Source organism: Streptomyces sp. BE303 (assembly GCF_036290945.1).
Classification (GTDB): Bacteria; Actinomycetota; Actinomycetes; order Streptomycetales; family Streptomycetaceae; genus Kitasatospora.
Map to the genome: position 1 here is coordinate 1 of NZ_JAQYWZ010000884.1, position 23,697 is coordinate 23,697.

The 23,697-nt window shown below is 72.7% G+C and carries 20 protein-coding genes, 5 tRNA genes and 1 pseudogene; 19 read left to right on the forward strand and 7 right to left on the reverse strand.

Annotated features, from left to right (window positions below; translation table 11 throughout):
• Both PUR56_RS33055 and PUR56_RS33060 read right to left on the reverse strand, forming a co-directional pair.
• On the reverse strand, window positions 1-137 hold a 137-nt coding region (locus tag PUR56_RS33055), incomplete at its 3' end, for a roadblock/LC7 domain-containing protein (protein WP_329882915.1).
• 10 nt (window positions 138-147) lie between these two features.
• A complete protein-coding gene (locus PUR56_RS33060; protein WP_329951658.1) occupies window positions 148-4,026 on the reverse strand; it encodes a sensor histidine kinase in 3,879 nt (1,292 codons plus the stop codon).
• 686 nt (window positions 4,027-4,712) lie between these two features.
• Here PUR56_RS33060 and PUR56_RS33065 point away from each other — a divergent pair.
• The 8 genes from PUR56_RS33065 (at window position 4,713) to PUR56_RS33100 (ending at window position 8,248) form a co-directional block, all read left to right on the forward strand.
• Window positions 4,713-4,934, forward strand: a complete 222-nt coding sequence (locus PUR56_RS33065; RefSeq protein WP_329882844.1) for a hypothetical protein — start codon at window positions 4,713-4,715, stop codon at window positions 4,932-4,934.
• A 243-nt stretch (window positions 4,935-5,177) separates the two neighbouring features.
• A complete protein-coding gene (locus tag PUR56_RS33070) occupies window positions 5,178-5,978 on the forward strand; it encodes a fumarylacetoacetate hydrolase family protein (RefSeq protein WP_329951659.1) in 801 nt (266 codons plus the stop codon).
• A complete protein-coding gene (gene gltX, locus PUR56_RS33075) occupies window positions 5,971-7,470 on the forward strand; it encodes a glutamate--tRNA ligase (protein WP_329951660.1) in 1,500 nt (499 codons plus the stop codon). Before PUR56_RS33070 ends, gltX begins: the two co-directional genes overlap by 8 nt.
• Before the next feature lie 269 nt (window positions 7,471-7,739).
• Window positions 7,740-7,811: transfer RNA gene (locus tag PUR56_RS33080), tRNA-Gln, on the forward strand.
• Window positions 7,812-7,853: 42 nt separating this feature from the next.
• Window positions 7,854-7,926, forward strand: a tRNA-Glu gene (locus PUR56_RS33085).
• Window positions 7,927-7,953: 27 nt separating this feature from the next.
• Window positions 7,954-8,026: transfer RNA gene (locus PUR56_RS33090), tRNA-Glu, on the forward strand.
• 26 nt (window positions 8,027-8,052) lie between these two features.
• Window positions 8,053-8,128, forward strand: a tRNA-Glu gene (locus PUR56_RS33095).
• Window positions 8,129-8,173: 45 nt separating this feature from the next.
• Window positions 8,174-8,248 (forward strand) — tRNA-Gln (locus PUR56_RS33100).
• 188 nt (window positions 8,249-8,436) lie between these two features.
• On the opposite strand, the gene PUR56_RS33105 is transcribed toward PUR56_RS33100, so the two are convergent.
• The gene (locus tag PUR56_RS33105) at window positions 8,437-9,150 is read right to left on the reverse strand and encodes an IclR family transcriptional regulator (protein WP_329882847.1); all 714 of its coding nucleotides are present in this window, start codon (window positions 9,148-9,150) and stop codon (window positions 8,437-8,439) included.
• A gap of 231 nt (window positions 9,151-9,381) precedes the next feature.
• Here PUR56_RS33105 and leuC point away from each other — a divergent pair, with 231 nt between their 5' ends.
• The 4 genes from leuC to PUR56_RS33125 all read left to right on the forward strand — a co-directional run bounded on the left by leuC (window position 9,382) and on the right by PUR56_RS33125 (window position 12,810).
• The gene (leuC, locus tag PUR56_RS33110; RefSeq protein WP_329882848.1) at window positions 9,382-10,821 is read left to right on the forward strand and encodes a 3-isopropylmalate dehydratase large subunit; all 1,440 of its coding nucleotides are present in this window, start codon (window positions 9,382-9,384) and stop codon (window positions 10,819-10,821) included.
• Between the two features lie 5 nt (window positions 10,822-10,826).
• Window positions 10,827-11,423 (forward strand): 3-isopropylmalate dehydratase small subunit, encoded by a 597-nt coding sequence (gene leuD, locus PUR56_RS33115; protein ID WP_329882849.1) that lies wholly within the window; start codon window positions 10,827-10,829, stop codon window positions 11,421-11,423.
• 183 nt (window positions 11,424-11,606) lie between these two features.
• Window positions 11,607-11,954: a hypothetical protein gene (locus PUR56_RS43660; protein WP_380356926.1), complete on the forward strand. Its 348-nt coding sequence runs from the start codon at window positions 11,607-11,609 to the stop codon at window positions 11,952-11,954.
• 133 nt (window positions 11,955-12,087) lie between these two features.
• Complete coding sequence (locus PUR56_RS33125) at window positions 12,088-12,810, forward strand: HU family DNA-binding protein (RefSeq protein WP_329882850.1); 723 nt, start codon at window positions 12,088-12,090, stop codon at window positions 12,808-12,810.
• A gap of 434 nt (window positions 12,811-13,244) precedes the next feature.
• On the opposite strand, the pseudogene cofC reads toward PUR56_RS33125, so the two are convergent.
• A pseudogene (gene cofC, locus PUR56_RS33130) lies at window positions 13,245-13,916 on the reverse strand (2-phospho-L-lactate guanylyltransferase); the annotation flags it as partial.
• A 214-nt stretch (window positions 13,917-14,130) separates the two neighbouring features.
• On the opposite strand from cofC, the gene PUR56_RS33135 reads away from it, so the two are divergent.
• The 3 genes from PUR56_RS33135 (at window position 14,131) to PUR56_RS33145 (ending at window position 17,163) form a co-directional block, all read left to right on the forward strand.
• Window positions 14,131-14,961 (forward strand): lysophospholipid acyltransferase family protein, encoded by an 831-nt coding sequence (locus tag PUR56_RS33135; protein ID WP_329882851.1) that lies wholly within the window; start codon window positions 14,131-14,133, stop codon window positions 14,959-14,961.
• Window positions 14,958-15,959, forward strand: coding sequence for an NAD(P)H-dependent glycerol-3-phosphate dehydrogenase (locus PUR56_RS33140; RefSeq protein WP_329951661.1), 1,002 nt, complete (start codon window positions 14,958-14,960; stop codon window positions 15,957-15,959). Before PUR56_RS33135 ends, PUR56_RS33140 begins: the two co-directional genes overlap by 4 nt.
• Before the next feature lie 61 nt (window positions 15,960-16,020).
• Window positions 16,021-17,163, forward strand: a complete 1,143-nt coding sequence (locus PUR56_RS33145) for a D-alanine--D-alanine ligase family protein (protein ID WP_329882853.1) — start codon at window positions 16,021-16,023, stop codon at window positions 17,161-17,163.
• A gap of 75 nt (window positions 17,164-17,238) precedes the next feature.
• On the opposite strand, the gene PUR56_RS33150 is transcribed toward PUR56_RS33145, so the two are convergent.
• Window positions 17,239-17,751 (reverse strand): DUF3515 family protein, encoded by a 513-nt coding sequence (locus PUR56_RS33150; RefSeq protein ID WP_329951662.1) that lies wholly within the window; start codon window positions 17,749-17,751, stop codon window positions 17,239-17,241.
• Between the two features lie 20 nt (window positions 17,752-17,771).
• Complete coding sequence (locus PUR56_RS33155; protein WP_329882855.1) at window positions 17,772-18,005, reverse strand: Lrp/AsnC family transcriptional regulator; 234 nt, start codon at window positions 18,003-18,005, stop codon at window positions 17,772-17,774.
• Between the two features lie 219 nt (window positions 18,006-18,224).
• Here PUR56_RS33155 and PUR56_RS33160 point away from each other — a divergent pair, with 219 nt between their 5' ends.
• The 3 genes from PUR56_RS33160 to thiD all read left to right on the forward strand — a co-directional run bounded on the left by PUR56_RS33160 (window position 18,225) and on the right by thiD (window position 21,408).
• On the forward strand, window positions 18,225-19,190 hold the full coding sequence (locus PUR56_RS33160; protein WP_329882856.1) for a thiamine-phosphate kinase: 966 nt from the start codon (window positions 18,225-18,227) through the stop codon (window positions 19,188-19,190).
• Window positions 19,191-19,509: 319 nt separating this feature from the next.
• Window positions 19,510-20,535: a 6-phosphofructokinase gene (locus tag PUR56_RS33165; RefSeq protein ID WP_329951663.1), complete on the forward strand. Its 1,026-nt coding sequence runs from the start codon at window positions 19,510-19,512 to the stop codon at window positions 20,533-20,535.
• A 24-nt stretch (window positions 20,536-20,559) separates the two neighbouring features.
• Window positions 20,560-21,408 (forward strand): bifunctional hydroxymethylpyrimidine kinase/phosphomethylpyrimidine kinase, encoded by an 849-nt coding sequence (gene thiD, locus PUR56_RS33170; RefSeq protein ID WP_329951664.1) that lies wholly within the window; start codon window positions 20,560-20,562, stop codon window positions 21,406-21,408.
• A gap of 139 nt (window positions 21,409-21,547) precedes the next feature.
• Here the strand turns inward: thiD and rpmB are convergent, their stop codons facing one another.
• The gene (gene rpmB / locus PUR56_RS33175; RefSeq protein ID WP_014138233.1) at window positions 21,548-21,733 is read right to left on the reverse strand and encodes a 50S ribosomal protein L28; all 186 of its coding nucleotides are present in this window, start codon (window positions 21,731-21,733) and stop codon (window positions 21,548-21,550) included.
• 283 nt (window positions 21,734-22,016) lie between these two features.
• Here rpmB and PUR56_RS33180 point away from each other — a divergent pair, with 283 nt between their 5' ends.
• Window positions 22,017-23,648, forward strand: a complete 1,632-nt coding sequence (locus PUR56_RS33180) for a DAK2 domain-containing protein (protein ID WP_329951665.1) — start codon at window positions 22,017-22,019, stop codon at window positions 23,646-23,648.
• Window positions 23,649-23,697 lie beyond the last annotated feature (49 nt).

The following is a 23,697-nucleotide window of genomic DNA, read 5'->3' on the forward strand; positions in this document are numbered from 1 at the left end:
GCGCGGTCGCGGGGGAACCCTTCGGACATGCACAGCAGGAGGCCGTCCGCGGAGACCACCACCGTGTGCGACACCCCGGGGGTGTTGTCCACGAAATTGGTGATCAGCCAGTTCAGGTTCTGTGCGGCCTGGCTCATCTGATTCAACTCAACGCTCCTGATGATCTGCGGCGTTGCCGTCGGTCCGGCCCCCGAAACTATCGAACCCGGGCTGCTGGGCACCATGGCGGAATCCGGCCTGATTGCCCTGGCCCTGGGCCTGGCCCTGAGGCTGGCCCGGGCCCTGGCCGGCGGCCTGCTCGGCGCCGACCCGGCGGCCCTGCTGGATACCGCGGCGAAGGTTGGTCAGACGGCCCCGCACCTCCTCGGGAGCGCGGGACACCTGAGGACCGGTCAGCGGGGACGACTCGGCGGTCCCGGAGACCAGGTTGGCCTGCGGGGTCCGCCGGGGGAGGCCCGACATGGTGACGCCGCTGGTCGAGGGCTCGCGGACCTGCTCGGCCCGCCGCCAGCGCTCGTCGTTGGCGGACGGACGCCACGGGGCGTCGTCGAGACCGTCCTGCGGACCCTGCGGACCCTGGGCCTGGGCCTGCGGAGCAGGGCCCTGGGGAGCCTGGGCCTGCGGGGCCTCGGCGCGCGGCTGCGGCTGCTGCTGCTGGGCCTGGGCGGCCCGACGGGCCTGCGGAGCCGGGCGACCCGGTGCCTCGTCGAAGCCCGGCGCGGTGGTCCCGGGACGGCGCGGCTGGTACCCCCGCGGCCGGGACCCCGGCTGGCCCGGGCGGGCCTCCTCGCCGTACCGGGCCTGCTCGGCCGGGGCGCCGCCGTCGGACGGACCGGTGGGCAGGGCCATCGGCTCCGGACGGGCCGGCGGCTGCTGGGGCTGCTGCTGGGCGGCCTGCTCCGGACGGACCGGCTCCGGGAGTGCCGGGTTGGGCACGCTCGGAAGGACCGGCTCGACCAGGCCGAGGCCCAGCGGGTCGCGCGGGTCGATGTCACTGGCCTCGAACCGGGGGCGGGCGAACTGCTGGGTGCTCTCCAGCGACGCGGACTCGGCCGACGGCAGCGGCTGGGCGGCCTGCTGCTGCTGGATCTGCTGCGGCTGCTGGCGGGGCTGGCCCTGCTGCGGCGGGAGCTGCGGCTGGCGGCCCTGCGGCGGCGCACCCGCTCCGGGGCGCTGCGGACGACCCTGACCCGGGCCCTGCGGCCCCTGGGGACCCTGCGGCCCCTGGGGACCCTGCGGACCCGGCCGGCCGGGGGCCTGTCGGCCCTGGCCCGGCTGGTTCTGGCCCTGCGGAGCCTGACCCTGCGGGCCCTGTCCCTGTCCCTGGCCCGGCCGCTGGCGCTGCGGGAGCCCGTCCTGCGGACGGTTGCCCGGGCGGGTGCCCTGCGGCGCACCGCCGGGTCGGCCGGGCTGGTCGGCCCAGCCGTGCTGCGGCTGTTCGGCGGTCCGGGCGGCCGGGCCGCCCTCGGCCCGCGGCCGCTCCTGACCGGGGCGCCGACCGGCACCGGGGCCGGCCTGCGGACCACCGGCCTGCGGAGCGCCGGCCTGCGGACCACCGGTCTGCTGGCCGCGGCGGGGCAGACCACCGGGGCCGCCCTGCGGCGCACCGCCGGGGCCGCCCTGGGCCGGACCCTGCCGGCCCGGGGTGCGCTGCGGCAGGCCGCCCTGCTGGCCGGCGGCGGGCCGACCACCCTGCGGGTTCTGCGGGTTCTGCTGGCTCTGGGCGCCGGCCCGGCCGGCCGGGGCCGCCGGGGTCTCGCGCAGTGCCTGGCCGACCTGCCGGGTCGGCAGGCCGCCCTGACCGCCGGGACCGCCCTGACCGGCGGGGGTGTTCGGTCCGCCGGGACCGCCCTGGCCGAGCTGCGGCCGGTTCTGCGGGGTGCCGCCCGGCGCGCCCTGGCCGAGTGCGGCCGGGGCACCGCCCGGGCCGCCGGGCATCTGACGCTGCTGGCGCGGCGTCGGGGCGACCCCGCGCTGCTGCTTGGCCTGCGCCGGGCCGGGCCGGCCGGCGCCGCGGCGGTCGGCGGAGTTGGTGACGTCCACCGGGAGCATGACCAGCGCGGTGGTGCCGCCGGAGTCGCTGGGGCGGAGCTGGATCCGGATGCCGTGCCGCAGGGACAGGCGACCGACCACGAAGAGGCCCATGCGGCGGGAGACGGAGACGTCCACCGTCGGCGGGTTGGCGAGGCGCTCGTTGATCTCGGCGAGGTCGTCCGGGCTGAGGCCGATACCGGTGTCGTGGATCTCGACCAGCACCCGGCCGTCCGGCAGCGCGTGGCCGGTGACCCGGACGCGGGTCTGCGGGCTGGAGAACGAGGTGGCGTTCTCCAGCAGCTCGGCGAGCAGGTGGACGAGGTCGTTGACGACGCGGCCGGCGACCTCGGCGGACGGCACGGAGGCCAGTTCGATGCGCTCGTACTGCTCCACCTCGGAGGCGGCGGCGCGGAGCACGTCGACCAGCGGGACGGGGCGGGTCCAGCGGCGGCCCGGGTCCTCACCGGCGAGGACGAGGAGGTTTTCGCCGTTGCGGCGCATACGGGTCGCGAGGTGGTCCAGCTTGAAGAGGTTGGCCAGCTGGTCCGGGTCGGCCTCGCGGCTCTCCAGCTCGGAGATGAGCGACAGCTGGCGCTGGATGAGGCCCTGGCTGCGGCGCGACAGGTTGGTGAACATCGCGTTGATGTTGCCGCGGAGGAGGGCCTGCTCGGCGGCGAGGCGGACGGCCTCGCTGTGCACCATGTCGAAGGCGTGGGCCACGTGGCCGATCTCGTCCGCGGAGTCGACGGCGACCGGTTCGACGGTGACGTCGACGTCGTGCGGGTCGCTCTCGGAGAGCGTCTTGACCAGCTCCGGGAGCCGCCGCTCGGCGACGTCCTCGGCCGCGGCCTGCAGACGGGTCAGCGAGCGCACCATCGAGCGGGCGATCAGACCGGCGCCACCGAGGGCGACGAGCAGCACGAGCGCGACGGCGGCACCGATGATCAGGGCCTCGGTGTCGGCCTGGGACTGCAGCTCCTGGGCCTTGCCGTCGAGGTCCTCGATGAGCTTGGACTCGATGCGGCGCTCGGCGGAGATCTTGGCGGTGGACTGCTCGTACCAGTCCTTGAAGCTGACGGTCTCGCTCTGGTGGATACCGCTCTGCTGGAGGATCGAGCGCGCGTAGCGGTCGGCCGCGGCGACCACCGAGTTGTAGCTCAGCTGGCCGCGCAGGTTGTCCAGGTCGTGCGAGGTGTAGATGTTGTTGAAGCCGGTGAGCGCGTTGTCGTAGGACGAGCGCAGCCGGATACCGAAGGACTCGTCGCTCAGGCTGAGGTTGGGGCCGTCGGGGTTGGCGAGCGCGGCGCTGATCAGCGCACGCTGCTGCGACGTGGAGTTCTTGGCCAGCGAGAACTGCTGCAGGGCGCGGGTCGAGCGGACCAGCTCGCGGTTGTTGGAGGCGAGCGCGATGTCCTGGGTGATCGACAGCAGGTCGCGGATGATCACGTCGTAGGCGGTGATCGTGGCCTGGATGTTCTGGTTGTTCTGGTACGGCGTGCCACGGGCGTCGGAGACCGAGTTCAGGTCCTTGCGGATCTGGAAGAGCAGGGCCTTCCCGCCGGAGAGTTCGAGGTTCTCGAACTTGTCCGAGGACGCGGTGAAGGTGCGGCTGAGGTCGTCGGTGACCTTGCGGGCGGCGACGATGTCGTCGTCCAGCGGTGCGTTCGGCTTGGCGGTGATCGGGCCGGCGCTGATGTCCCGCTCGTTCTGCAGCGCGTTGGCGAGGTCGGTCGCCTTCTTGGCCAGATCGGAGAGGTTGGCCATCTGGGCCAGCTGCTGCGAGGTTTCGAGCGAGGTCTGGATGCGCAGGCCACCGAGGACCAGCGCGACCATGACCGGCAGCGCGAGCAGGGCGATCAGCTTGCTCCGGATTCGCCAGTTGCGCATGGCGAGCCGGCTCACGCCCTTGGCCCGTCGGCGGGTCAGCGTGGTGCGGAGCTTGTCCCGGGTCGACTTCCGGTCCGCCCCGTCCTCCTCCGGCCGGCCGATCACCTCGGGCGCCGGTTCGGCCGGGCCGCCGGGCGTTGCCGCCTGCTGGGGGGCTGTCGTGGGCTCACGCGACTCCGGGTCACCCGCGGCGCCGCTACCCCTTTTGAAACGTCCCTGCACTGGCGTCGCAACCTCTGGACCGGGCGTCCCGCCGCGTCGCCGCAGCCTGGACGGTGTGGAGTTTCCATCCGCACCCCGGCCGGTCCGGGAGAGCGGGTCACCGGGGTGGACTACTCCCTACCCACGGTCCGTGGCATTCCAGCACAGCCGGGGAATCCCAACAAGGGCCGCCAGGGCACACCGGGCGGTGCTACCCACTGCGCGCGGGTTCTCACTGACTGTGCGCCAACCGGACCGGAATACCGCCTTTTTCGGACACTCGTCAGATGCATGCCAAGCGGGTCCGAGATCAACAAGAGTCGTAGAGCTTCGGATATGCCCGATATATCCGGTATGCCGGTAAAAGCTGATGCGGCGATATGTCGGATATAAGAGAATTGCTTCTCAATTTGTGAGCAAAATCACAGGTGTATGTGTAGCTTTGGTCACGGTCGCTGTGGAAAGAGATCCGTAACCTGGCTGTCTCCGGAGCGCGGCCCCGAATCAGCCTGCCCGGAATCTCCCCGAACCACTCAGGCCGGTGCCGATCCCCGGGGATCGCCCGGCCACGACCTTGAGGTGCTGACGCGATGTCCCAGGCGAAGAACGCCACCCAGTCCACGCTCTCCAGCGGTTCCACGGCGAACCCGCGCCGGACGACGCTGGCCTCGGTCGAGGACTTCGGCAAGGTCCCGGGCGCCCGCAGGGCCGAGGACGTCGCGACCTACGCCACCGAGCTGCCGTCCTCCACCGCCAACCCGCGTCGCACCGTGCTGATGGTCGCGCCGCTGGTGAACGTCCCGCAGAGCTGAGCCGTTCCGCGGGACCGTGCTGTCCCGCGGGTGGCGAAGGGCGCCGCGACCGACCCCTCCGGGCGGTCGCGGCGCCCTTCGCCGTGCCGGGGCGCAACGTCTCCGAACAGGGGCAAAGCGGGCAGCGGGGGGCCCACGCGATAGCCTGGGCAGCGATCGAGCGGGTCCGGGCCCAGACGGGTTCGGCGCCCACCAGCGCCCGGGCGCGCCCGGGCGGCCGTCGAAGCGAGGGGTAGCCCAGCCGTGCGCATTGCCAGGTTTTCCGTCCGGGAAGGGAGCCCTGCCGCCGGCAGCGTCTCCTTCGGCGTGGTCGAGGGGGACCCGGCCCGGCCCGAGTCGCTGGTCGTCCACGCCCTGGCCGGCCACCCGTTCGGGCAGCCCCAGCCGACGGGCGAGAGCTACCGCTTCCAGGACGTCCGGCTGCTCAGCCCGATGCTGCCCAACAAGATCGTCGCGGTCGGCCGCAACTACGCCGCGCACGCCGCCGAACTGGGCAACGACGTCCCGGACGTCCCGCTGACCTTCTTCAAGCCGTCGACCGCGGTGATCGGCCCGACCGAGGCGATCGCCTACCCGCCGTTCTCCTCGGACGTCCAGTACGAGGCCGAACTCGCCGTGGTGATCGGCCGGATGTGCCGTGAGGTGCCGCTGGACCGGGTGCCCGAGGTGATCCTCGGCTACACCTGTGCCAACGACGTCACCGCGCGCGACGTCCAGCAGCGCGAGGGCCAGTGGGCCCGGGCCAAGGGCTTCGACACCTCCTGCCCGCTCGGCCCGTGGATCGAGACCGACCTCGACCCGGCCGACCTCGCCGTCACCTGCACCGTCAACGGCGAGCTGCGGCAGACCGGCCGCACCTCCCGGATGGTCCGCTCGGTCGCCGAGCTGATCGTCCACATCTCCGAGGCCATGACGCTGCTTCCCGGCGACGTCATCCTCACCGGCACACCCGCTGGGGTGGGCCCGCTCAACGTCGGCGACGAGGTCGCCGTCTCCATCGAAGGCATCGGCACTCTCACCAACAAGGTGATCAAGCGTGGCTAACACCGACCCCACCGTCCGGGTCCGCTTCTGTCCGTCCCCGACCGGCAACCCCCACGTGGGCCTGGTCCGCACCGCCCTCTTCAACTGGGCCTTCGCCCGCCACAACGGCGGCACGATGGTCTTCCGGATCGAGGACACCGACGCGGCCCGCGACTCCGAGGAGTCGTACGAGCAGCTCCTCGACGCCATGAAGTGGCTCGGTTTCGACTGGGACGAGGGCCCCGAGATCGGCGGCCCGCACGCGCCGTACCGCCAGTCGCAGCGGATGGACGTCTACGCCGATGTCGCCCGCCGCCTCCACGAGGCCGGTCACGCCTACTCCTGCTACTGCTCGACCGAGGAGCTGGACGCCCGCCGCGAGGCCGCCCGCGCGGCCGGCAAGCCGTCGGGCTACGACGGCCACTGCCGCGACCTGACGGACGACCAGGTCGCCGTCTACAAGCTGGAGAAGCGCGAGCCGATCCTGCGGTTCCGGATGCCGGACACCACCATCGTGTTCGACGACCTGGTCCGCGGCACGCTGAGCTTCGAGCCGGAGAACGTGCCCGACTACGGCATCGTCCGGGCCAACGGCGCACCGCTCTACACCCTGGTCAACCCGGTGGACGACGCGCTGATGGAGATCACCCACGTGCTCCGCGGCGAGGACCTGCTCTCCTCCACCCCGCGCCAGGTCGCGCTCTACGCGGCGCTCGCGGACATCGGCGTCGGCAACGGCACCACCCCGCGCTTCGGCCACCTGCCGTACGTGATGGGCGAGGGCAACAAGAAGCTCTCCAAGCGTGACCCGCAGGCCTCGCTCAACCTCTACCGCGAGCGCGGCTTCATCCCCGAGGGCCTGCTCAACTACCTGTCGCTGCTGGGCTGGTCGCTCTCCGCGGACGACGACATCTTCTCGGTCGAGCAGCTGGTCGAGGCGTTCGACGTCGCCGACGTCAACGCCAACCCGGCCCGCTTCGACCTCAAGAAGTGCGAGCACATCAACGCCGAGCACCTGCGCAGGCTCGCGCCGGAGGACTTCGTCCGCCGCCTCGTGCCGTACCTGCAGGCCCCGGGCCTGCTGCCGGCCGAGCCGACCGCCGAGCAGCTGGAGCTGCTGGCCAAGGTGGCGCCGCTCACCCAGGAGCGGATGGTCGTCCTCGGCGAGATCGTCACGATGGCCGGCTTCCTGTTCGTCGCCCCGGACGACTTCGCGGTCGACCCGGACGACGCGGCCAAGGTGCTGACCGCGGACGCCCGCCCGGTGCTGGAGGCCAGCGTCAAGGCGCTGGAGGCGCTGGAGGACTTCACGCCGGAGCCGATCCAGGCCGCGCTGCGCGAGGCGCTGGTGGAGGGCCTGGGCATCAAGCCCAAGTTCGCCTTCACCCCGCTGCGGGTCGCGGTCACCGGCCGGCGGGTCTCGCCGCCGCTCTTCGAGTCGATGGAGCTGCTCGGCCGGCCCGAGACGCTGCGCCGCCTGAACGCCGCTCTGGCCGCCGCCCCGGCGGCCTGACCGGGGCTCCGACCAGGACGCCGAGCAGGGCCCGCCCGGGTCCTGCTCGGCTCGCAGGCCGGGCCCGGCGCCGGGCCCGCGGCGCCCCCGGGCGTCACCGGGCGGCCTCCCGGCCGCCGCCTGGGGTTATCGATTTTGGAGCCAGGCCAGACGTCGGGTAATGTTCTTTCTGCGCCGCCCGGGAGGGAACGGACGGGGGAGTGAAACCCCGTCGGGAACCGAACGAGGGGCGCAACGCCCGAGAAGGCCCCGCAAGGGTCCAACTCTGGTGGGGTATGGTGTAATTGGCAGCACGAGTGATTCTGGTTCATTTAGTCTAGGTTCGAGTCCTGGTACCCCAGCGCAGTACAGCTCCACCGCAGTACCGTACAACAAGAGATCAAGCCCCCGTTGTGTAGCGGCCTAGCACGCTGCCCTCTCACGGCAGTAGCGCCGGTTCGAATCCGGTCGGGGGTACTGGTTCCGCGAGGGACCACCTGGAAAGCCCCCGTTGTGTAGCGGCCTAGCACGCTGCCCTCTCACGGCAGTAGCGCCGGTTCGAATCCGGTCGGGGGTACTGGTTCCGCGAGGGACCGCCAGGAAGCCCCCGTTGTGTAGCGGCCTAGCACGCTGCCCTCTCACGGCAGTAGCGCCGGTTCGAATCCGGTCGGGGGTACCAGAGCAGGAAGGCCGATGGGCTCACCCATCGGCTGAATTGCTTTGTTGGGGTATGGTGTAATTGGCAGCACGAGTGATTCTGGTTCATTTAGTCTAGGTTCGAGTCCTGGTACCCCAGCCAGAAAGTACGGCCCCGGTTCACGCCGGGGCTTTTCGCATTTCCGGCGGTCGTGCGGAATTGCGACGCCGGCCATTTCGAAGGGCCCGCTCACCAGGTGAGCGGGCCCTTTCGGATTCGTGGGGGATTTTCTGCGGGGGGCGGATACGGGGACGGGCGCGTGGGGGTGGGGGAGGGCCTGCGGGGGAGTTTCAGCTGCGGCGCAGCGCCTCGGTGAGGCGGTTGGCGGCTTCGATGATGGCCTGGGCGTGCAGTCGGCCCGGGTGGCGGGTCAGGCGCTCGATGGGGCCGGAGACCGAGACGGAGGCCACCACGCGGTTGGAGGGGCCGCGGACCGGGGCGGAGACCGAGGCCACGCCGGGCTCCCGCTCGCCGATCGACTGGGCCCAGCCGCGCCGCCGCACGCCGCTGAGCGCGGTGGCGGTGAAGCGGGCGCCCTGGAGGCCGCGGTGGAGCCGCTCGGGCTCCTCCCAGGCGAGCAGGACCTGGGCGGCCGAGCCGGCCTTCATCGGCAGGGTGCTGCCGACCGGGACGGTGTCCCGCAGACCGGAGAGCCGCTCGGCGGCGGCGACGCAGATCCGCATCTCGCCCTGCCGGCGGTAGAGCTGTGCGCTCTCGCCGGTGACGTCGCGCAGGTGGGTCAGGACCGGGCCCGCGGTGGCGAGCAGCCGGTCCTCGCCCGCCGCGGCGGAGAGTTCGGAGAGTCGGGGGCCGAGGATGAAGCGGCCCTGCATGTCCCTGGTGACCAGGCGGTGGTGTTCGAGTGCGACGGCGAGTCGGTGGGCCGTGGGGCGCGCCAGACCGGTGGCGGCGACCAGCCCCGCCAACGTGGCGGGGCCCGACTCCAGTGCGCTCAGCACCAGAGCGGCCTTGTCGAGAACGCCGACGCCGCTAGAGTTGTCCATGCCCTAAGACTGCAGTCTCAGTCCGCGAGACGCAAGTTCAATCTTCCGGGAAAAGCGCCACTCTGGATGCAGCAGCCCGGGAGACATCCAGGATGCGGCCCCGACCAGGTGTCCGCATGGTGGACAACGATCCGGTGTGCAGGTCGCGCGACGCGAGCCTCACAGGGCGGCGAAAGCTTCGACCTCGACGACACGAGAAGGCCGGCAACGCGGCCGGCTGGAGGGAACCCGATGGGACGGACACTCGCAGAGAAGGTCTGGGACGACCACGTCGTGCGGCGCGCGGAGGGCGAACCCGACCTGCTCTACATCGACCTTCACCTGCTGCACGAGGTGACCAGCCCGCAGGCCTTCGACGGCCTCCGGCTGGCCGGACGCACGGTCCGCCGCACCGACCTCACGATCGCGACCGAGGACCACAACACCCCGACCCTCGACATCGACAAGCCGATCGCCGACCCGGTCTCCCGGATCCAGCTGGAGACGCTGCGGCGCAACGCCGCCGAGTTCGGCGTCCGGATCCACTCGCTCGGCGACGTCGAGCAGGGCGTCGTGCACGTCGTCGGCCCGCAGCTGGGCCTGACCCAGCCCGGTACGACCGTGGTCTGTGGCGATTCCCACACCTCCACCCACGGCGCCTTCGGCGCACTGGCGTTCGGTATCGGCACCAGCCAGGTCGAGCACGTGCTGGCCACCCAGACGCTGCCGCTGGCCCCGTTCCGGACCATGGCCATCACCGTGGAGGGCGAACTCCCCGACGGAGTGACCGCCAAGGACCTGATCCTGGCGATCATCACGAAGATCGGCACCGGCGGCGGTCAGGGCTACGTCCTGGAGTACCGCGGCTCGGCGATCCGCAGCCTCTCCATGGAGGCCCGGATGACCATCTGCAACATGTCCATCGAGGCGGGCGCCAGGGCCGGCATGATCGCGCCTGACCAGATCACCTTCGACTACCTCGAAGGCCGCCCGCACGCCCCGAAGGGCGAGGACTGGGACGCCGCCGTCGCCTACTGGAAGACCCTGGGCACCGACGAGGACGCGGTCTTCGACCACGAGATCTTCATCGACGCCGCCGAGCTGACCCCCTTCGTCACCTGGGGCACCAACCCCGGTCAGGGCGCCCCGCTCGGTGCGAACGTCCCGCACCCCGAGTCGTTCGCCGACCCGCAGGAGCGGACCGCCGCCGAGAACGCCCTCGCGTACATGGGCCTGGTGGCCGGTACGCCGCTGCGCGAGGTCGCGGTCGACGCGGTCTTCGTCGGCTCCTGCACCAACGGCCGGATCGAGGACCTGCGCGCCGCCGCGGCCATCCTGGAGGGCCGCCGGGTCGCCGACGGCGTGCGGATGCTGGTCGTCCCCGGTTCCGTCCGGGTCGCCCTGCAGGCCGTCGAGGAGGGCCTGGACAAGGTGTTCACCGCGGCGGGTGCCGAGTGGCGCCACGCCGGCTGCTCGATGTGCCTGGGCATGAACCCCGACCAGCTGGCCCCCGGCGAGCGCTGCGCCTCGACCTCGAACCGCAACTTCGAGGGCCGCCAGGGCAAGGGCGGACGCACCCACCTGGTCTCCCCACAGGTCGCCGCCGCGACCGCCGTCCTGGGCCGGCTGGCGGCCCCCGCCGATCTGAGCGCCGCCGACCTGGCGGACCCCAACGCCGCTGTGGAGGTCTGAGCAGCATGGACAAGTTCACCACCCACACCGGCCGGGCCGTCCCGCTGCGCCGCAGCAACGTGGACACCGACCAGATCATCCCGGCCCACTGGCTCAAGAAGGTCACCCGTTCCGGTTTCGAGGGCGGTCTGTTCGAGGCCTGGCGCAAGGACGAGTCGTTCATCCTCAACCGGCCCGAGCGGGAAGGGGCCACCGTCCTGGTGGCCGGCCCCGAGTTCGGCACCGGCTCCTCCCGTGAGCACGCCGTCTGGGCGCTCCAGAACTACGGTTTCCACGCGGTCGTCTCCTCGCGCTTCGCCGACATCTTCCGCGGCAACTCGCTGAAGAACGGCCTGCTCACCGTGGTGCTGCCGCAGGAGACCGTGGAGCGGCTCTGGGAGCTCACCGAGGCCGACCCGACCGCGGAGATCACCGTCGACCTGGAGGCCCGCGAGGTGCGCGCCGAGGGCATCACCGCGTCCTTCGAACTGGACGACAACGTTCGGTGGCGGCTGCTGAACGGGCTGGACGACATCAGCATCACCCTGCAGAACGAGGCCGACATCTCGGCGTTCGAGGAGACCCGTCCCTCGTTCAAGCCGCGTACTCTGCCGGTCGCCTGAGATCCCGTTCTGAACAAGCATTCTGACGATCCGCCGGATGGCCCGCTCCCCCCTCGGGGGGGCGGGCCGTCCGCCGTTCCGGAGCGGGAGTTGTGCGGCCCGGCCGCCCCCCGATTGCCCTTTCGGTAATGCGGCGGAGGGCCCCGCGCATGCACAACTCCGGGTAGATGGCACAATCAGTGCATGCACCGGCACCATGAACCTCCGTACGCGGGCGGCGAACCCGCGTCACCGGAGTCCACGGGCCGGGGATCCGAACGCCGAATTGACGATCGGCCGGACGCCGCCACCTCACCTGCTGAGGGGCCGGACGACCCGGAAGTCGCAGCGCTCTTCGCGCTTGTGGCCGAGCGGTTGAAGCAAGCTCACGACCGCGTGCATGCGCTGAACGTGTCTGCCGATGCAAAGACCGCTCTCGCCCGTCAACTGCTGATCGTCACGGAGACCGCCAAGCGCGATCTTCCCGGGGCGGCGCGGCGGTTGAGTCGCTTTGTGCAGGACCTCGACGAGGGGCGCCCGCCCGTCGACTGAGGTCGCCGACGCGCAAATCCATTGCGACACTAGGGTGATTCGCGCGTTTGGTAATTGAAAGTCCGCAGATACATACCTAACGTGCGAAATGAACGGATGGAATCATCCGGCGCCCGTTTCCGAAGGGGAAGACGTGAACAAGGCTCAGCTTGTCGAAGCGGTGGCCGAGCAGCTGGGCGGTCGCAAGGCTGCCGCAGAGGCCGTCGACGCAGTGCTCGACACCATGGTCCGCGCCGTTGTGGCCGGTGACCGGGTGTCGGTCACCGGTTTTGGCACCTTTGAGAAGGTGGAGCGCTCCGCGCGCTTCGCCCGCAACCCGCAGACCGGCGAGAAGGTCAAGGTCAAGAAGACCTCGGTGCCCCGCTTCCGTCCCGGCCAGGGCTTCAAGGACCTGGTCAGCGGCAGCAAGAAGCTGCCGAAGGAAGGCCCCTCGGTGAAGAAGGCGCCCAAGGGCTCCCTCACCCCGGGCAAGAGCGGTGTCGCCGCGACTCCGGCCGCCAAGCGCGCCGCCACCAAGCGTGCCGCCACGGCTGCCGCTGCCGCCGCCCCGGCGAAGAAGGCCGCGGCGAAGAAGACCGCCACCACCACCGCCGCCGCCGCGAAGAAGACCACCGCGACCGCTGCCAAGAAGGCGCCCGCCGCCAAGAAGGCCACCACCACCGCCGCCGCGAAGAAGACCACCGCGACCGCGACCAAGAAGACGGCGGCCGCCGCGAAGAAGACGGCCACCACCGCCGCCGCCAAGAAGACCACCGCGACCGCCGCCAAGAAGGCGACCGCGACGGCCAAGAAGACGGCTCCGGCGAAGAAGACCGCCACCCGTAAGACCACCGCGCGCAAGACCTCCGCGAAGTAGTCGACGGACGGCCTTCGAGAGCCGTGGCGCAGCACTCCACCCGGTTTTCCGGGCGGGGCCGGCGCCACGGCTCTCCGGTTTTCCGGGCCTCCGGCGCCGTACGGACGCGGTCAGCCCGCGCTCGGGTCCGCGGCCGGGTCCGGGAAGGTCTGCAGCGTCAGGAAGACCACCCGGCGGGCCTCCGCGGCGCCCTCGGTGCGGATCCGGACCCGCTGGCCGGGACGGAGCAGCCGCAGGCCGCCGGCGTCGAAGGCGGCGGCGTCGAACGGCACCGGGGTCCCGTCGTCGAGCAGCACGGAGCCGGCCCGGGTGGCGGGGTCGAAAGTGAACGCGGTGGCCTGCATGTCAGCAGCATAGCGAGCACCACCGACAGTCCCGGGTGACGTGCGGGCCGGGGCCCGGCGCGGTCCGGAGGACCGGTCCGGCAGGTACCCGAGCCGGACCGCCAGGGCCCGGGTGTGCGGGCCCACGCCGAGGGCCAGCGCCGCCGCCAGGTCCTCGCCGGTGTCGACGTCCCGGCGGACCGACTCCACGCCGGTCAGCCGCAGTTCGCGGGCGCCGCCGGCCGCGTGCCGGGCCCGTGAACCGTCCCCGAAGGCGGGGGAGAGCGGGCTGCCCGGGGTGCAGGCGAGCAGGGTGGTGCCCAGGCCGGGTGCGTCGGGCAGGAAGGCCCGGCCGGTGACCGGGACGGCGGTCAGCACCCGGCCCAGTTCGGCCGGGCGCAGGGCCGGCAGGTCCGCCGAGAGAGCGGCCAACGGGGCGCGCGGGGCGAGCGCCAGCGCGACCGCCGCGCCGTGCGCCAGTGCGTCGTTGAGTCCGCCCCCCGGTTCGTCGTCGACGACCAGGGCGCCGAGCGCGGCGAGCAGCTCGCCGGCCTCCGCGTCCCGGGTCACCACCAGGACGCGACCGACCTCGGAGGCGGCCAGCGCGGCGGTGACGGTGTCCAGGGCGAAGGAGAGCGCCAGGTCCGGGCGGTGCGGGCCGGCGAACGGCGCCAGCCGTGACTTGGCCCGGGCGAGCTGCTTGAGCGGCAGTACCAGCGACCAGCCGGCAGTGGGTGCGGCGGGCGCGACGGGCCCGCTGGGGCGTACGGTGTCCTGGGTCATCGGCGTCATTGTGACGCCGGTCCCGGAACCCTCGCCAGGCCGTCCGAACTGTGCGGACGTGCGTTTGATCACGCCCGCCCGACGTGCTGGCGCGGTTGCTCGACAGCCAATGAGCGGTCGGGTGAGACTGTTCCGCGCCCGGGCCCCGAAGCGGGGTCGCGGCAACGTGACTGACGCGGCACCCGACGTGCCGCACGGATGAGGAGGATCTGGGGTGGCCCGCCGCTCGTACGCCAGCTTCGGCAACGCCGACTACGGCATCTGGTACCGCTTCGCGGCCGTGCTGGTGAAGCCGGTGACGACCGCCCTGGTCAAGCCCGACTGGCGGGGCTGGGAGCACCTTCCGAAGAAGGGCGGCTTCATCACCGCGGTCAACCACAACTCGGTCATCGACCCGGTGATCTACGCGCACTGGCAGTACAACAGCGGACGGCCGCCGCGGATCCTCGGCAAGTCCTCGCTGTTCTCCGTGCCGTTCATCGGCTTCATGCTCCGCAAGACGGGCCAGATCCCGGTGTTCCGCGAGTCGACCGACGCGGCGCAGGCGTTCCGGGCCGCCATCGACGCGGTCAACGGCGGCCAGTGCGTGCAGTTCTACCCGGAGGGCACCCTCACCCGGGACCCGGACCTCTGGCCGATGACCGGCAAGAGCGGGGTGGCCCGGGTCGCGCTGATGACCGGCGCCCCGGTCATCCCCGTGGCGCACTGGGGCGCGCACGAGATCATCCCGCCGTACGGCAGGGGCGGCGCCGGGAAGAGCAAGTTCAACCTCTTCCCGCGCCACCGGGTGACGGTCGCGGCCGGGCCGGCCGTCGACCTGAGCAAGTACCGCGGCCAGGAGCTGACCGCCCAGGTGCTCAGGGACGCCACCGAGGACATCATGACGGCGATCACCGCCGTGCTGGCCGAGATCCGCGAGACCGAGCCGCCCGCCGAGCGGTACGACATGAGGGAGGCGGCCCGGAACCGGGGCGCCGCCGCGGCGGCCCGCCGGCAGAAGGCGGCCGGCCGGGCCGCCGACGAGGACGAGGAGGCCGGCAAGTGACCCGATGTGCCGTGTTCGGAACGGGCTCCTGGGGCACCGCGTTCGCGATGATCCTCGCGGACGCCGGCTGCGAGGTGACCCTCTGGGGCCGCCGGCAGGAGCTGGCGGACGCCGTCAACGCCACCCACGTCAACCCGGACTACCTCCCCGGGGTCCGGCTGCCCTCCTCGGTCCGGGCCACCACCGACCCCGCCGAGGCGCTGGCCGGCGCCGACTTCGCGGTGCTGGTGGTGCCCTCCCAGACGCTCCGCGAGAACCTGGCGGCCTGGGCGCCGCTGCTGGAGCCGCAGACCGTCCTGGTCAGCCTGATGAAGGGCATCGAGCTCGGCACCGCCAAGCGGATGAGCGAGGTCATCGGCGAGGTCGCCGGTGTCGGTCCGGAGCGGATCGCCGTGGTCAGCGGCCCCAACCTGGCCCGCGAGATCGCCAACCGGCAGCCCGCCGCGAGCGTCGTCGCGTGCACCGACGAGTCGGTCGCCAAGCGGCTCCAGGCGGCCTGCCACACGCCGTACTTCCGGCCGTACACCAACACCGACGTGATCGGCTGCGAGCTGGGCGGCGCGGTGAAGAACGTGATCGGCCTCGCGGTCGGCATGGCCAACGGCATGGGGCTCGGCGACAACACCAAGGCGACGCTGATCACCCGCGGGCTGGCCGAGACCACCCGGCTGGGACTGGCACTCGGCGCGGACGCGCACACCTTCGCCGGACTCGCCGGGATGGGCGACCTGGTGGCGACCTGCTCCTCACCGCTCTCCCGCAACAACACCTTCGGCACCAACCTGGGCCGGGGCATGTCGCTGGCGGAGACCATCGCGGCCACCCGCCAGACCGCGGAGGGCGTGAAGTCCTGCGAGTCGGTGCTCGACCTGGCCCGGCGCTGCGGCGTCGACATGCCGATCGTCGAGGCCGTGGTGGACGTGGTGCACAACGGCCGGCCCACCCAGGAGGTCCTTCAGGCGCTGATGTCCCGCTCGGCCAAGCCCGAGCGGCGGTGAACGTCCGCCCCAGGGTGGCTCACCTGTCCGAAACAGGCCGCACGGTACTCTCGGTCGCGATATGAGCATCGAACAGACCTCCCAGAACCCGTCCGTGAAGCCTCGTGTCGCCATCGTCTTCGGCGGCCGCAGCTCCGAGCACGCCATCTCGGTCTCCACCGCGGGCAGCGTGCTGAGGGCGATCGACCGCGACAAGTACGAGGTGCTGCCGATCGGCATCACCCACGAGGGCCGCTGGGCGCTGGTCAGCGACGAACCGGCCCGGATGACCATCACCGACGGCCGGCTGCCGGACGTCGACCAGGTCGCCGAGTCCGTCGAGGGCCAGGTCGCGCTGCCGCTCGGCCCGGGCAGCCGCGAGGTGGTCTGGAGCGAGCCCGGTGCGGCCCCCAAGGCGCTCGGCGAGGTCGACGTGGTCTTCCCGCTGCTGCACGGCCCCTGGGGCGAGGACGGCACGCTGCAGGGCCTGCTGGAGCTCTCCGGCGTGCCGTACGTCGGCAACGGCGTGCTCTCCAGCGCGGTCGGCATGGACAAGGAGTTCACCAAGCGCCTGCTGGCCTCGCACGGCCTGGGCGTCGGCCGCTACACCGTGGTCCGCCCGCGCGAGTGGGAGACCGAGGAGGGCCGCGCGGCCGTCCGCGAGCGGGCCGCCGAGCTCGGTCTGCCGCTGTTCGTGAAGCCCTGCCGGGCCGGCTCCAGCATGGGCATCACCAAGGTCAAGGACCTCTCCGACCTCGACCGCGCGATCGACGAGGCCCGCCGGCACGACCCCAAGCTGATCATCGAGGCAGGCGTCTCCGGCCGCGAGATCGAGTGCGCCGTGCTGGAGTTCGAGGACGGCCCGCGGGCCAGCGTCCCGGCCGAGGTGCTGGTCGGCGGCGACTACGAGTTCTACGACTTCGAGGCCAAGTACATCGACTCCTCGGAGGTGCGGATCCCGGCCGAGCTGTCCGGCGAGGAGACCGCCGAGATCCGCCGCCAGGCGGTGGCCGCGTTCGAGGCGCTCGGCTGCGAGGGCCTGGCCCGGGTGGACTTCTTCCTGCTGGAGGACGGCAGCTGGATGGTCAACGAGATCAACACCATGCCCGGCTTCACCCCGATCTCGGCCTACCCGAAGATGTGGGAGGCCAGCGGGCTGTCCTACCCGGAGCTGATCGACCGGCTGCTGCAGGCGGCGCTGCGCCGCTCCACCGGCCTGCGGTAGCCGCGCGGACCGCACCGCGGACGACGCGCGAGGGCGGGCCCGGGTTCCCCCGGGCCCGCCCTCGCGCGTGCGGCACTACGGGATGGTGGCCCTCACCGCGTCGGAGAGCGCGGCGGCGGCGTCGAGCGGGTTGGCGAGTGCCCCGCCGGGGACGGTCACCTCGACGAACACGGCCCGCTGGGTGACGGTGAGCCGGTAGCCGCCGTCCTTCAGCGGCTCCGGCCACCAGGTGACGTCGTTGATCGTCGGCGAGATCTCCTTCTGCCTCTCGTCGACCAGCCCCTCCGGGTGCGGCACGCCGCAGCGCAGCACGACGCGCGGCGACGAGGCCCAGGCGGCGGTGTACGGGGAGGCGGGCCCGGGGTCCTTGCGCGGGTGCCCGATCAGGTCCTGCGGCAGCGCGGCGTCCAGGGCCCGGCAGTACGCGGCGGCCCTGGGGGCGGGCGTGGGGGCGTCGACCTTCTCGGGCGCGCCCCAGTTGCCGACCAGCACCACGATGGTGCAGGTCAGCGCGAGCGGCACCGCCAGCCAACGGACCGGGGCCGGCAGTGCCGCGAGGAGGCGGGGGGCACGGAATTCTCGGGTCACCCGCCGATGGTATGCGCGGCTTACAGGTGAACCACCGGACAGGTCAGGGTCCGGGTGATTCCCTCGACCTGCTGAACCTTCGCGACGACGAGGCGGCCGAGGTCGTCGACCGTGTCGGCCTCCGCGCGGACGATCACGTCGTAGGGCCCGGTCACGTCCTCGGCCTGGAGGACACCGGGGATCTTGGAGATCGACTCGGCCACGGAGCTGGCCTTGCCGACCTCGGTCTGAATCAGGATGTAGGCCTGTACCACGGGGACCTCCCGGCGGCTGGGTACGGGGATCGCCGCCGTGATCGCCCGGTCAGGCGTCGGGGGTGGGGCACGGGCTCACCGGCAGTCTGATCACCACGCTACCGCGCAGCGGGGCAGGGAGGGGAGACCTGTGCGCCGTCGGAGGGCGTACGCTGCGCGCGGAAGCGACTTGGACGTACGACGCAGGTGCGCACGTGATGGAGACCGAGAGGACGGCAGATGCAGGGGACCGTGGGCGAGCTGGGCGAGTTCGGACTCATCAGGGAGCTGACCGCCCGGGTACCGCTCACCGACGCGGTCGACCTCGGCCCGGGTGACGACGCCGCGGTGGTGAAGGCGCCGGACGGCCGGGTGGTGGCCACCACGGACGTGCTGATCGAGAACCGGCACTTCCGCCGGGACTGGTCCACCGCCTACGACGTGGGCCGCAAGGCCGCCGCGCAGAACCTCGCCGACGTGGCCGCGATGGGCGCGGTGCCGACCGCGATCCTGCTGGGTCTGGTCGCGCCCGCCGATCTGCCCACCACCTGGGCGACCGAGCTGATGGACGGCCTGCGCGACGAGTGCCAGGTGGCCGGCGCGACCGTGGTCGGCGGCGACGTGGTGCGCGGGGACACCATCACGCTGGCCATCACGGCGCTCGGAGATCTGCAGGGGCGTGCGCCCGTGACGCGCGCCGGTGCTCAGGTGGGTGACGTGGTGGCGGTCACCGGCTGGCTGGGCTGGTCGGCGGCCGGACTGACCGTGCTGCAGCGCGGCTTCCGCTCCCCGAGGGCCTTCGTCGAGGCGCACCGCCGCCCCGAGCCGCCGTACCACGCCGGTCCGGCCGGCTCCGAGTTGGGCGCCACCTCGATGATCGACGTGAGTGACGGGCTGGTCGCCGACCTGGGCCACGTCGCCAAGGCCAGCGCGGTGGACATCGACCTGCGGGCCGCCGACTTCGACGTCCCGGTCCAGATGGCGGACATCGGGCAGGCGGTCGGGGTGGACCCGCTGGTCTGGGTGCTCTCCGGCGGCGAGGACCACGCGATCGTGGCGACCTTCCCGCGCGGGGTCCAACTGCCCGCCCGCTGGCGGGTGGTCGGTGAGGTCGTGGGGCGGGCCCGGGCGGCGCGCGGCGGCCGGGTGACGGTGGACGGCGAGGCCTGGGACCGGGTCGGCGGCTGGGACCACTTCTCGGAGTGAGGGCGGTCGGCCACCTGCGCTCGGCCGTTGCGGGACCGGCCGTTCCGGGAACGGCCGTTCAAGGGTCGGTCGTTCCGTGGGTCGGCCGGCCCGGCGGCCGACGGACGTGCGGGGCCGGTGGGTTGACGCCCCGCCGGGGGCGGGAACGGGGGCGGGAACGGGGCGCGGCCGAGGGCGCGCGACGCTCCGGGTACGTCCCGCGATCCGGCTCCGGACGGGCCGAGCGCGTAGGCTTGCCGCATCCGGACCGCCCGTCTTCGGCGTGAGTGGTCTGAACCACTGTGGTCTGAACCACTTCGGAGCGGGAGAGCACACCACCATGCGTATCGGTGTCCTGACCAGCGGCGGCGACTGCCCCGGCCTGAACGCGGTGATCCGTTCCGTGGTGCACCGGGGAACCGATGTGCACGGCGACGAGATCGTCGGCATCGAGGACGGCTTCCTCGGCCTGATCGAGGGCCGCACCCGCCCGGTCTCCCACGACGACGTCACCGGCCTGCTGACCCTCGGCGGCACCATCCTCGGCTCGGCCCGGGTGCAGCGCGACCGGATCGCCTGGGCGGTGGAGAACGCCAAGGCCCTCGCCCGCGACATCGGCATCGACGCGCTGATCGCGATCGGCGGCGAGGGCACGCTCACCGCCGCCAAGATGTTCAGCGACGCCGGACTCCCCGTGGTCGGGGTGCCCAAGACCATCGACAACGACATCGACGCCACCGACGTCACCTTCGGCTTCGACACCGCGGTGCACGTCGCGACCGAGGCGATCGACCGGCTGAAGACCACCGCCGAATCCCACCAGCGCGTCATGGTGGTCGAGTTGATGGGCCGGCACACCGGCTGGATCACCCTCACCGCCGGCATGGCGGGCGGCGCGCACGGCATCCTCATCCCGGAGAAGCCGTTCGACATCGAGGGGGTGGCCCGGATGGTCGAGGACCGCTTCGCCCGCGGCAAGAAGTTCGCCATCATCGCCGTCGCCGAGGGCGCCGCACCGATGCCCGGCACCATGCGCTTCGACCACGGCGAGGTCGACCGGTTCGGGCACCGCACCTTCGGCGGGATCGGCAACCGGCTCGCCCACGAGCTGGAGAACCTGCTCGGCAAGGAGGCCCGCCCGGTCATCCTCGGCCACACCCAGCGCGGCGGCACCCCGACCGCCCGGGACCGGGTGCTCGCCACCCGGTTCGGCTGGCACGCGGTCGAGGCCGTCCACCAGGGCGCGTTCGGCCACTTCACCGCGCTGCGCCGGGGCGAGATCCGCCTGGTGCCGGTCGCCGAGGCCGTCACCCGGCTCAAGACCGTGCCGGAGGACCGCTGGGCGGAGTCGGAGGCGGTGCTCTGAACCGGCGCCGGTAGGTTGGAGGGCATGTCGCTCCCGTCCTCCACCCCCGCCCCCGGCGGCCGCCCGTCGCCGGGCGGCCCCTCCGCCGCACCTCCCCGCGTCCTCACGGTGGCCGGCTCCGACTCCGGCGGCGGCGCCGGCATCCAGGCCGACCTCAAGGCGATGCTCGCCCTCGGCGTCCACGGCATGAGCGTGATCACGGCCGTCACCGCGCAGAACTCGCTCGGCGTCCAGGGCTACTGGGAACTCCCCGCCGAGGCCGTCCGCGCCCAGTTCCGCAGCGTGGTGGACGACATCGGCGTCCAGGCCGTGAAGACCGGCATGCTCGCCTCCGTCGAACTGGTGGAGACCGTCGCCGGACTGCTGGTCGACGTCGACGTGCCCGTCGTGGTCGACCCGGTCGGCGTCTCCAAGCACGGCGACGCGCTGCTCGCCGCCGAGGCCGTCGTGACCGTCCGCGAGAAGCTGCTGCCGGTCGCCACCCTCGCCACGCCCAACCTGCACGAGGTGACGCAGCTCACCGGGCGCACCGTGGAGAACGAGGCGCAGATGGCGGACGCGGCCAAGGCGCTGCTCGACCTCGGGCCGCGCTGGGTGCTGGTCAAGGGCGGCCACCTGGAGGGCGACGCGGCCGACCTGCTCCACGGCGGCGCGGGGGAGGAGTACTGGTTCCGGGCACCGCGCCACGACAACCGGCACACCCACGGCACGGGCTGCACGCTGGCCAGCGCGATCGCCTCCGGACTGGCCAAGGGCGAGCCGCTGCCGGAGGCCGTGGCCTCCGCGAAGGAGTACATCACCGGCGCGATCGCCGGCGGGTTCGCGCTGGGAGGCGGGATCGGGCCGGTCGACCACGCCTGGCGTTGGCGCTGAACCGACCGGAAAGACCGATGGGCGGGCCCGGGGGCCCGCCCATCGGCGGAAGGGTCGGCGGGGTTCGCCGGGCAAACAGGAAGCCGGCTCATCCGAGGATGAACCGGCTTGCTGGAGGACCGGCGTACCGGTCTGCGCGTCAGCGCGAGACCTTACCGGCCTTGATGCACGAGGTGCAGACGTTGAGCCGCTTCGGCGTCCGCCCAATCACAGCGCGCACCGTCTGAATGTTGGGGTTCCAACGACGGGGGGTACGGCGGTGAGAGTGGGAGATGCTGTTGCCGAAGCCCGGCCCCTTGCCGCAGACGTCGCAGTTGGCAGCCACAGGAGTCACTCCAAGACTTCAGATCATTTACGTTCGAAAACCCCGCTGGACCAGCGGAGCACTCGCGTGAACCGGACCGGGCCGAAGGGTGAGCCTGAACCTGTTCCAGGCAACCGGAAGAGCATACAACGCTTGCTTCCGTTCAACGAAACTACCACGACCGGCCGAGTGATCGCTCTGCCCGCCGCTCCGGGCACCGTCCCGCGGCCCCCGATAACCTGCCGGTATCACCCCTCGCCGTTCACCCTCAGGCCATCACGGCGTCCCATCCGGAGGAGACCTGGTGCTGCACACGCTCGACGCCCCGGCCGTGCGCAGCTGGTGCCAGCTGGCCCTGCGCGCGCTCGGCCAGGCCCGTGAGGAGATCGACGCACTCAACGTCTATCCCGTCCCGGACGGCGACACCGGCACCAACCTGTACCTGACCGTCGAGTCGGCCGCCGCGGCGGTGGAGAGCCGGTTCGCCGACCCGGGACCGGGCGGGGTGCCGGGGCTCGCCGAGACCGCCCGGGCGATGGCCCGCGGCGCGCTGGTCGGCGCCCGCGGCAACTCCGGGGTGATCCTCGCCCAGTGGCTGCGCGGCACCGCCGAGATGCTCGCCGAGGGCGGCGGCGCCGACCAGCTGCGGGCCGCCCTCCAACGGGCCGCCGACTCCGCCTACCAGGCCGTCGCCGAGCCGGTCGAGGGCACCCTGCTCACCGTCGCCCGGGTCGCCGCCCGGGAGGCGGGCCGGGCCGGTGCGGGGCTCGGCCAGGTCGCCGACACCGCGTACCGGGCCGCCCGGGACGCGCTGCGGCGCACCCCCGAACAGCTCGCCGTGCTCGCCGAGAACGGGGTGGTGGACGCCGGGGGCCGCGGCCTGGTCGCCGTCCTCGGCGCGCTCGCCGACGCGGTGGCCGGGCACCAGCCGATGGGCCCGGTCGCCCTGCGCGGGGACCTCCACGTGGTGGAGAGCTGCTCCGGACACGTCCGCCCGCCCGGGCCGGGCCACCCCGCGTTCGAGGTCATCTACCTGCTGGACGCCCCCGACGAGGCCCTGCCGGCGCTGCGCGAACGGCTGGCGGGTCTCGGTGACTCGCTGGTGGTCGGCGGCGGCGACGGACTCTGGAACGTGCACGTCCACGTGGACGACGCGGGCGCCGCCGTCGAGGCCGGGGTCGGGGCCGGGCGTCCGCACCAGATCCGGATCACCCACTTCGCCGAGGCCGCCGCCCGGGCCGGCACCGCCGCCGACCGCGGCGAGGCCGAGCGGCGCACCCGCGCGGTGCTCTCGGTGGTCTCGGGCGCGGGCCTTGCCGAACTCTGCGAGCAGGCCGGCGCGGTCGTGCTGCACGCCGAGCCCGGCCGCCCGCCGGCCAGCGCCGAACTCACCGCCGCCGTCCGCCGGTCCGCCGCCCGCGAGGTCGTGCTGCTGCTCAACGACCCGGAGCTGCGGGCCGCCGCGGGCGCCGCCGCCGACCAGCTGCGCGAGGAGGGCGTCCGGATCGCCGTCCTGCCCACCCGGTCGCCGGTCCAGGGCCTGGCCGCGCTCGCCGTGCACGAGTCCGCCCGGCGCTTCGACGAGGACGTGGTCGCCATGACCTCCGCGGCCGGCGCCACCCGGTACGCCGAACTGGCGGTCGCCGAGGGGGAGTCCTGGACCATGGCCGGGGTCTGCCAGGCCGGCGACGTGCTCGGCCTGATCGACGGGGACGTCGCGGTGATCGGCACCGGGCTGGCCGAGGTCGGCACGAGCGTGCTGGACCGGATGCTCGGCGCCGGCGGCGAACTGGTCACCCTGATCCTCGGGGAGGGCGCGCCCGAGGGGCTGGCCGAGCGGATGGTCGCGCACGCCCGGCACCGGCGGCCCGAGGTGGACGCGGTGGTCTTCCACGGCGGCCAGGAGTCGGCGCCGCTGCTCATCGGCGTGGAGTGAGGCGGCTCCGCGGGCGGCTCCGCGGGCCGCGCCGGACCGGGGCGGCCGG

Excerpts from the sequence above, each read along its gene's own strand:
- leuD (WP_329882849.1), top strand. The coding sequence starts at position 10,827 with ATGGACAAGTTCACCACCCACACCGGCCGGGCCGTCCCGCTGCGCCGC.
- thiD (WP_329951664.1), top strand. The coding sequence starts at position 20,560 with ATGTCGCTCCCGTCCTCCACCCCCGCCCCCGGCGGCCGCCCGTCGCCG.
- PUR56_RS33105 (WP_329882847.1), bottom strand. The coding sequence starts at position 9,150 with ATGGACAACTCTAGCGGCGTCGGCGTTCTCGACAAGGCCGCTCTGGTG.
- leuC (WP_329882848.1), top strand. The coding sequence starts at position 9,382 with ATGGGACGGACACTCGCAGAGAAGGTCTGGGACGACCACGTCGTGCGG.
- PUR56_RS43660 (WP_380356926.1), top strand. The coding sequence starts at position 11,607 with ATGCACCGGCACCATGAACCTCCGTACGCGGGCGGCGAACCCGCGTCA.
- PUR56_RS33145 (WP_329882853.1), top strand. The coding sequence starts at position 16,021 with ATGAGCATCGAACAGACCTCCCAGAACCCGTCCGTGAAGCCTCGTGTC.
- PUR56_RS33160 (WP_329882856.1), top strand. The coding sequence starts at position 18,225 with ATGCAGGGGACCGTGGGCGAGCTGGGCGAGTTCGGACTCATCAGGGAG.
- PUR56_RS33065 (WP_329882844.1), top strand. The coding sequence starts at position 4,713 with ATGTCCCAGGCGAAGAACGCCACCCAGTCCACGCTCTCCAGCGGTTCC.
- PUR56_RS33165 (WP_329951663.1), top strand. The coding sequence starts at position 19,510 with ATGCGTATCGGTGTCCTGACCAGCGGCGGCGACTGCCCCGGCCTGAAC.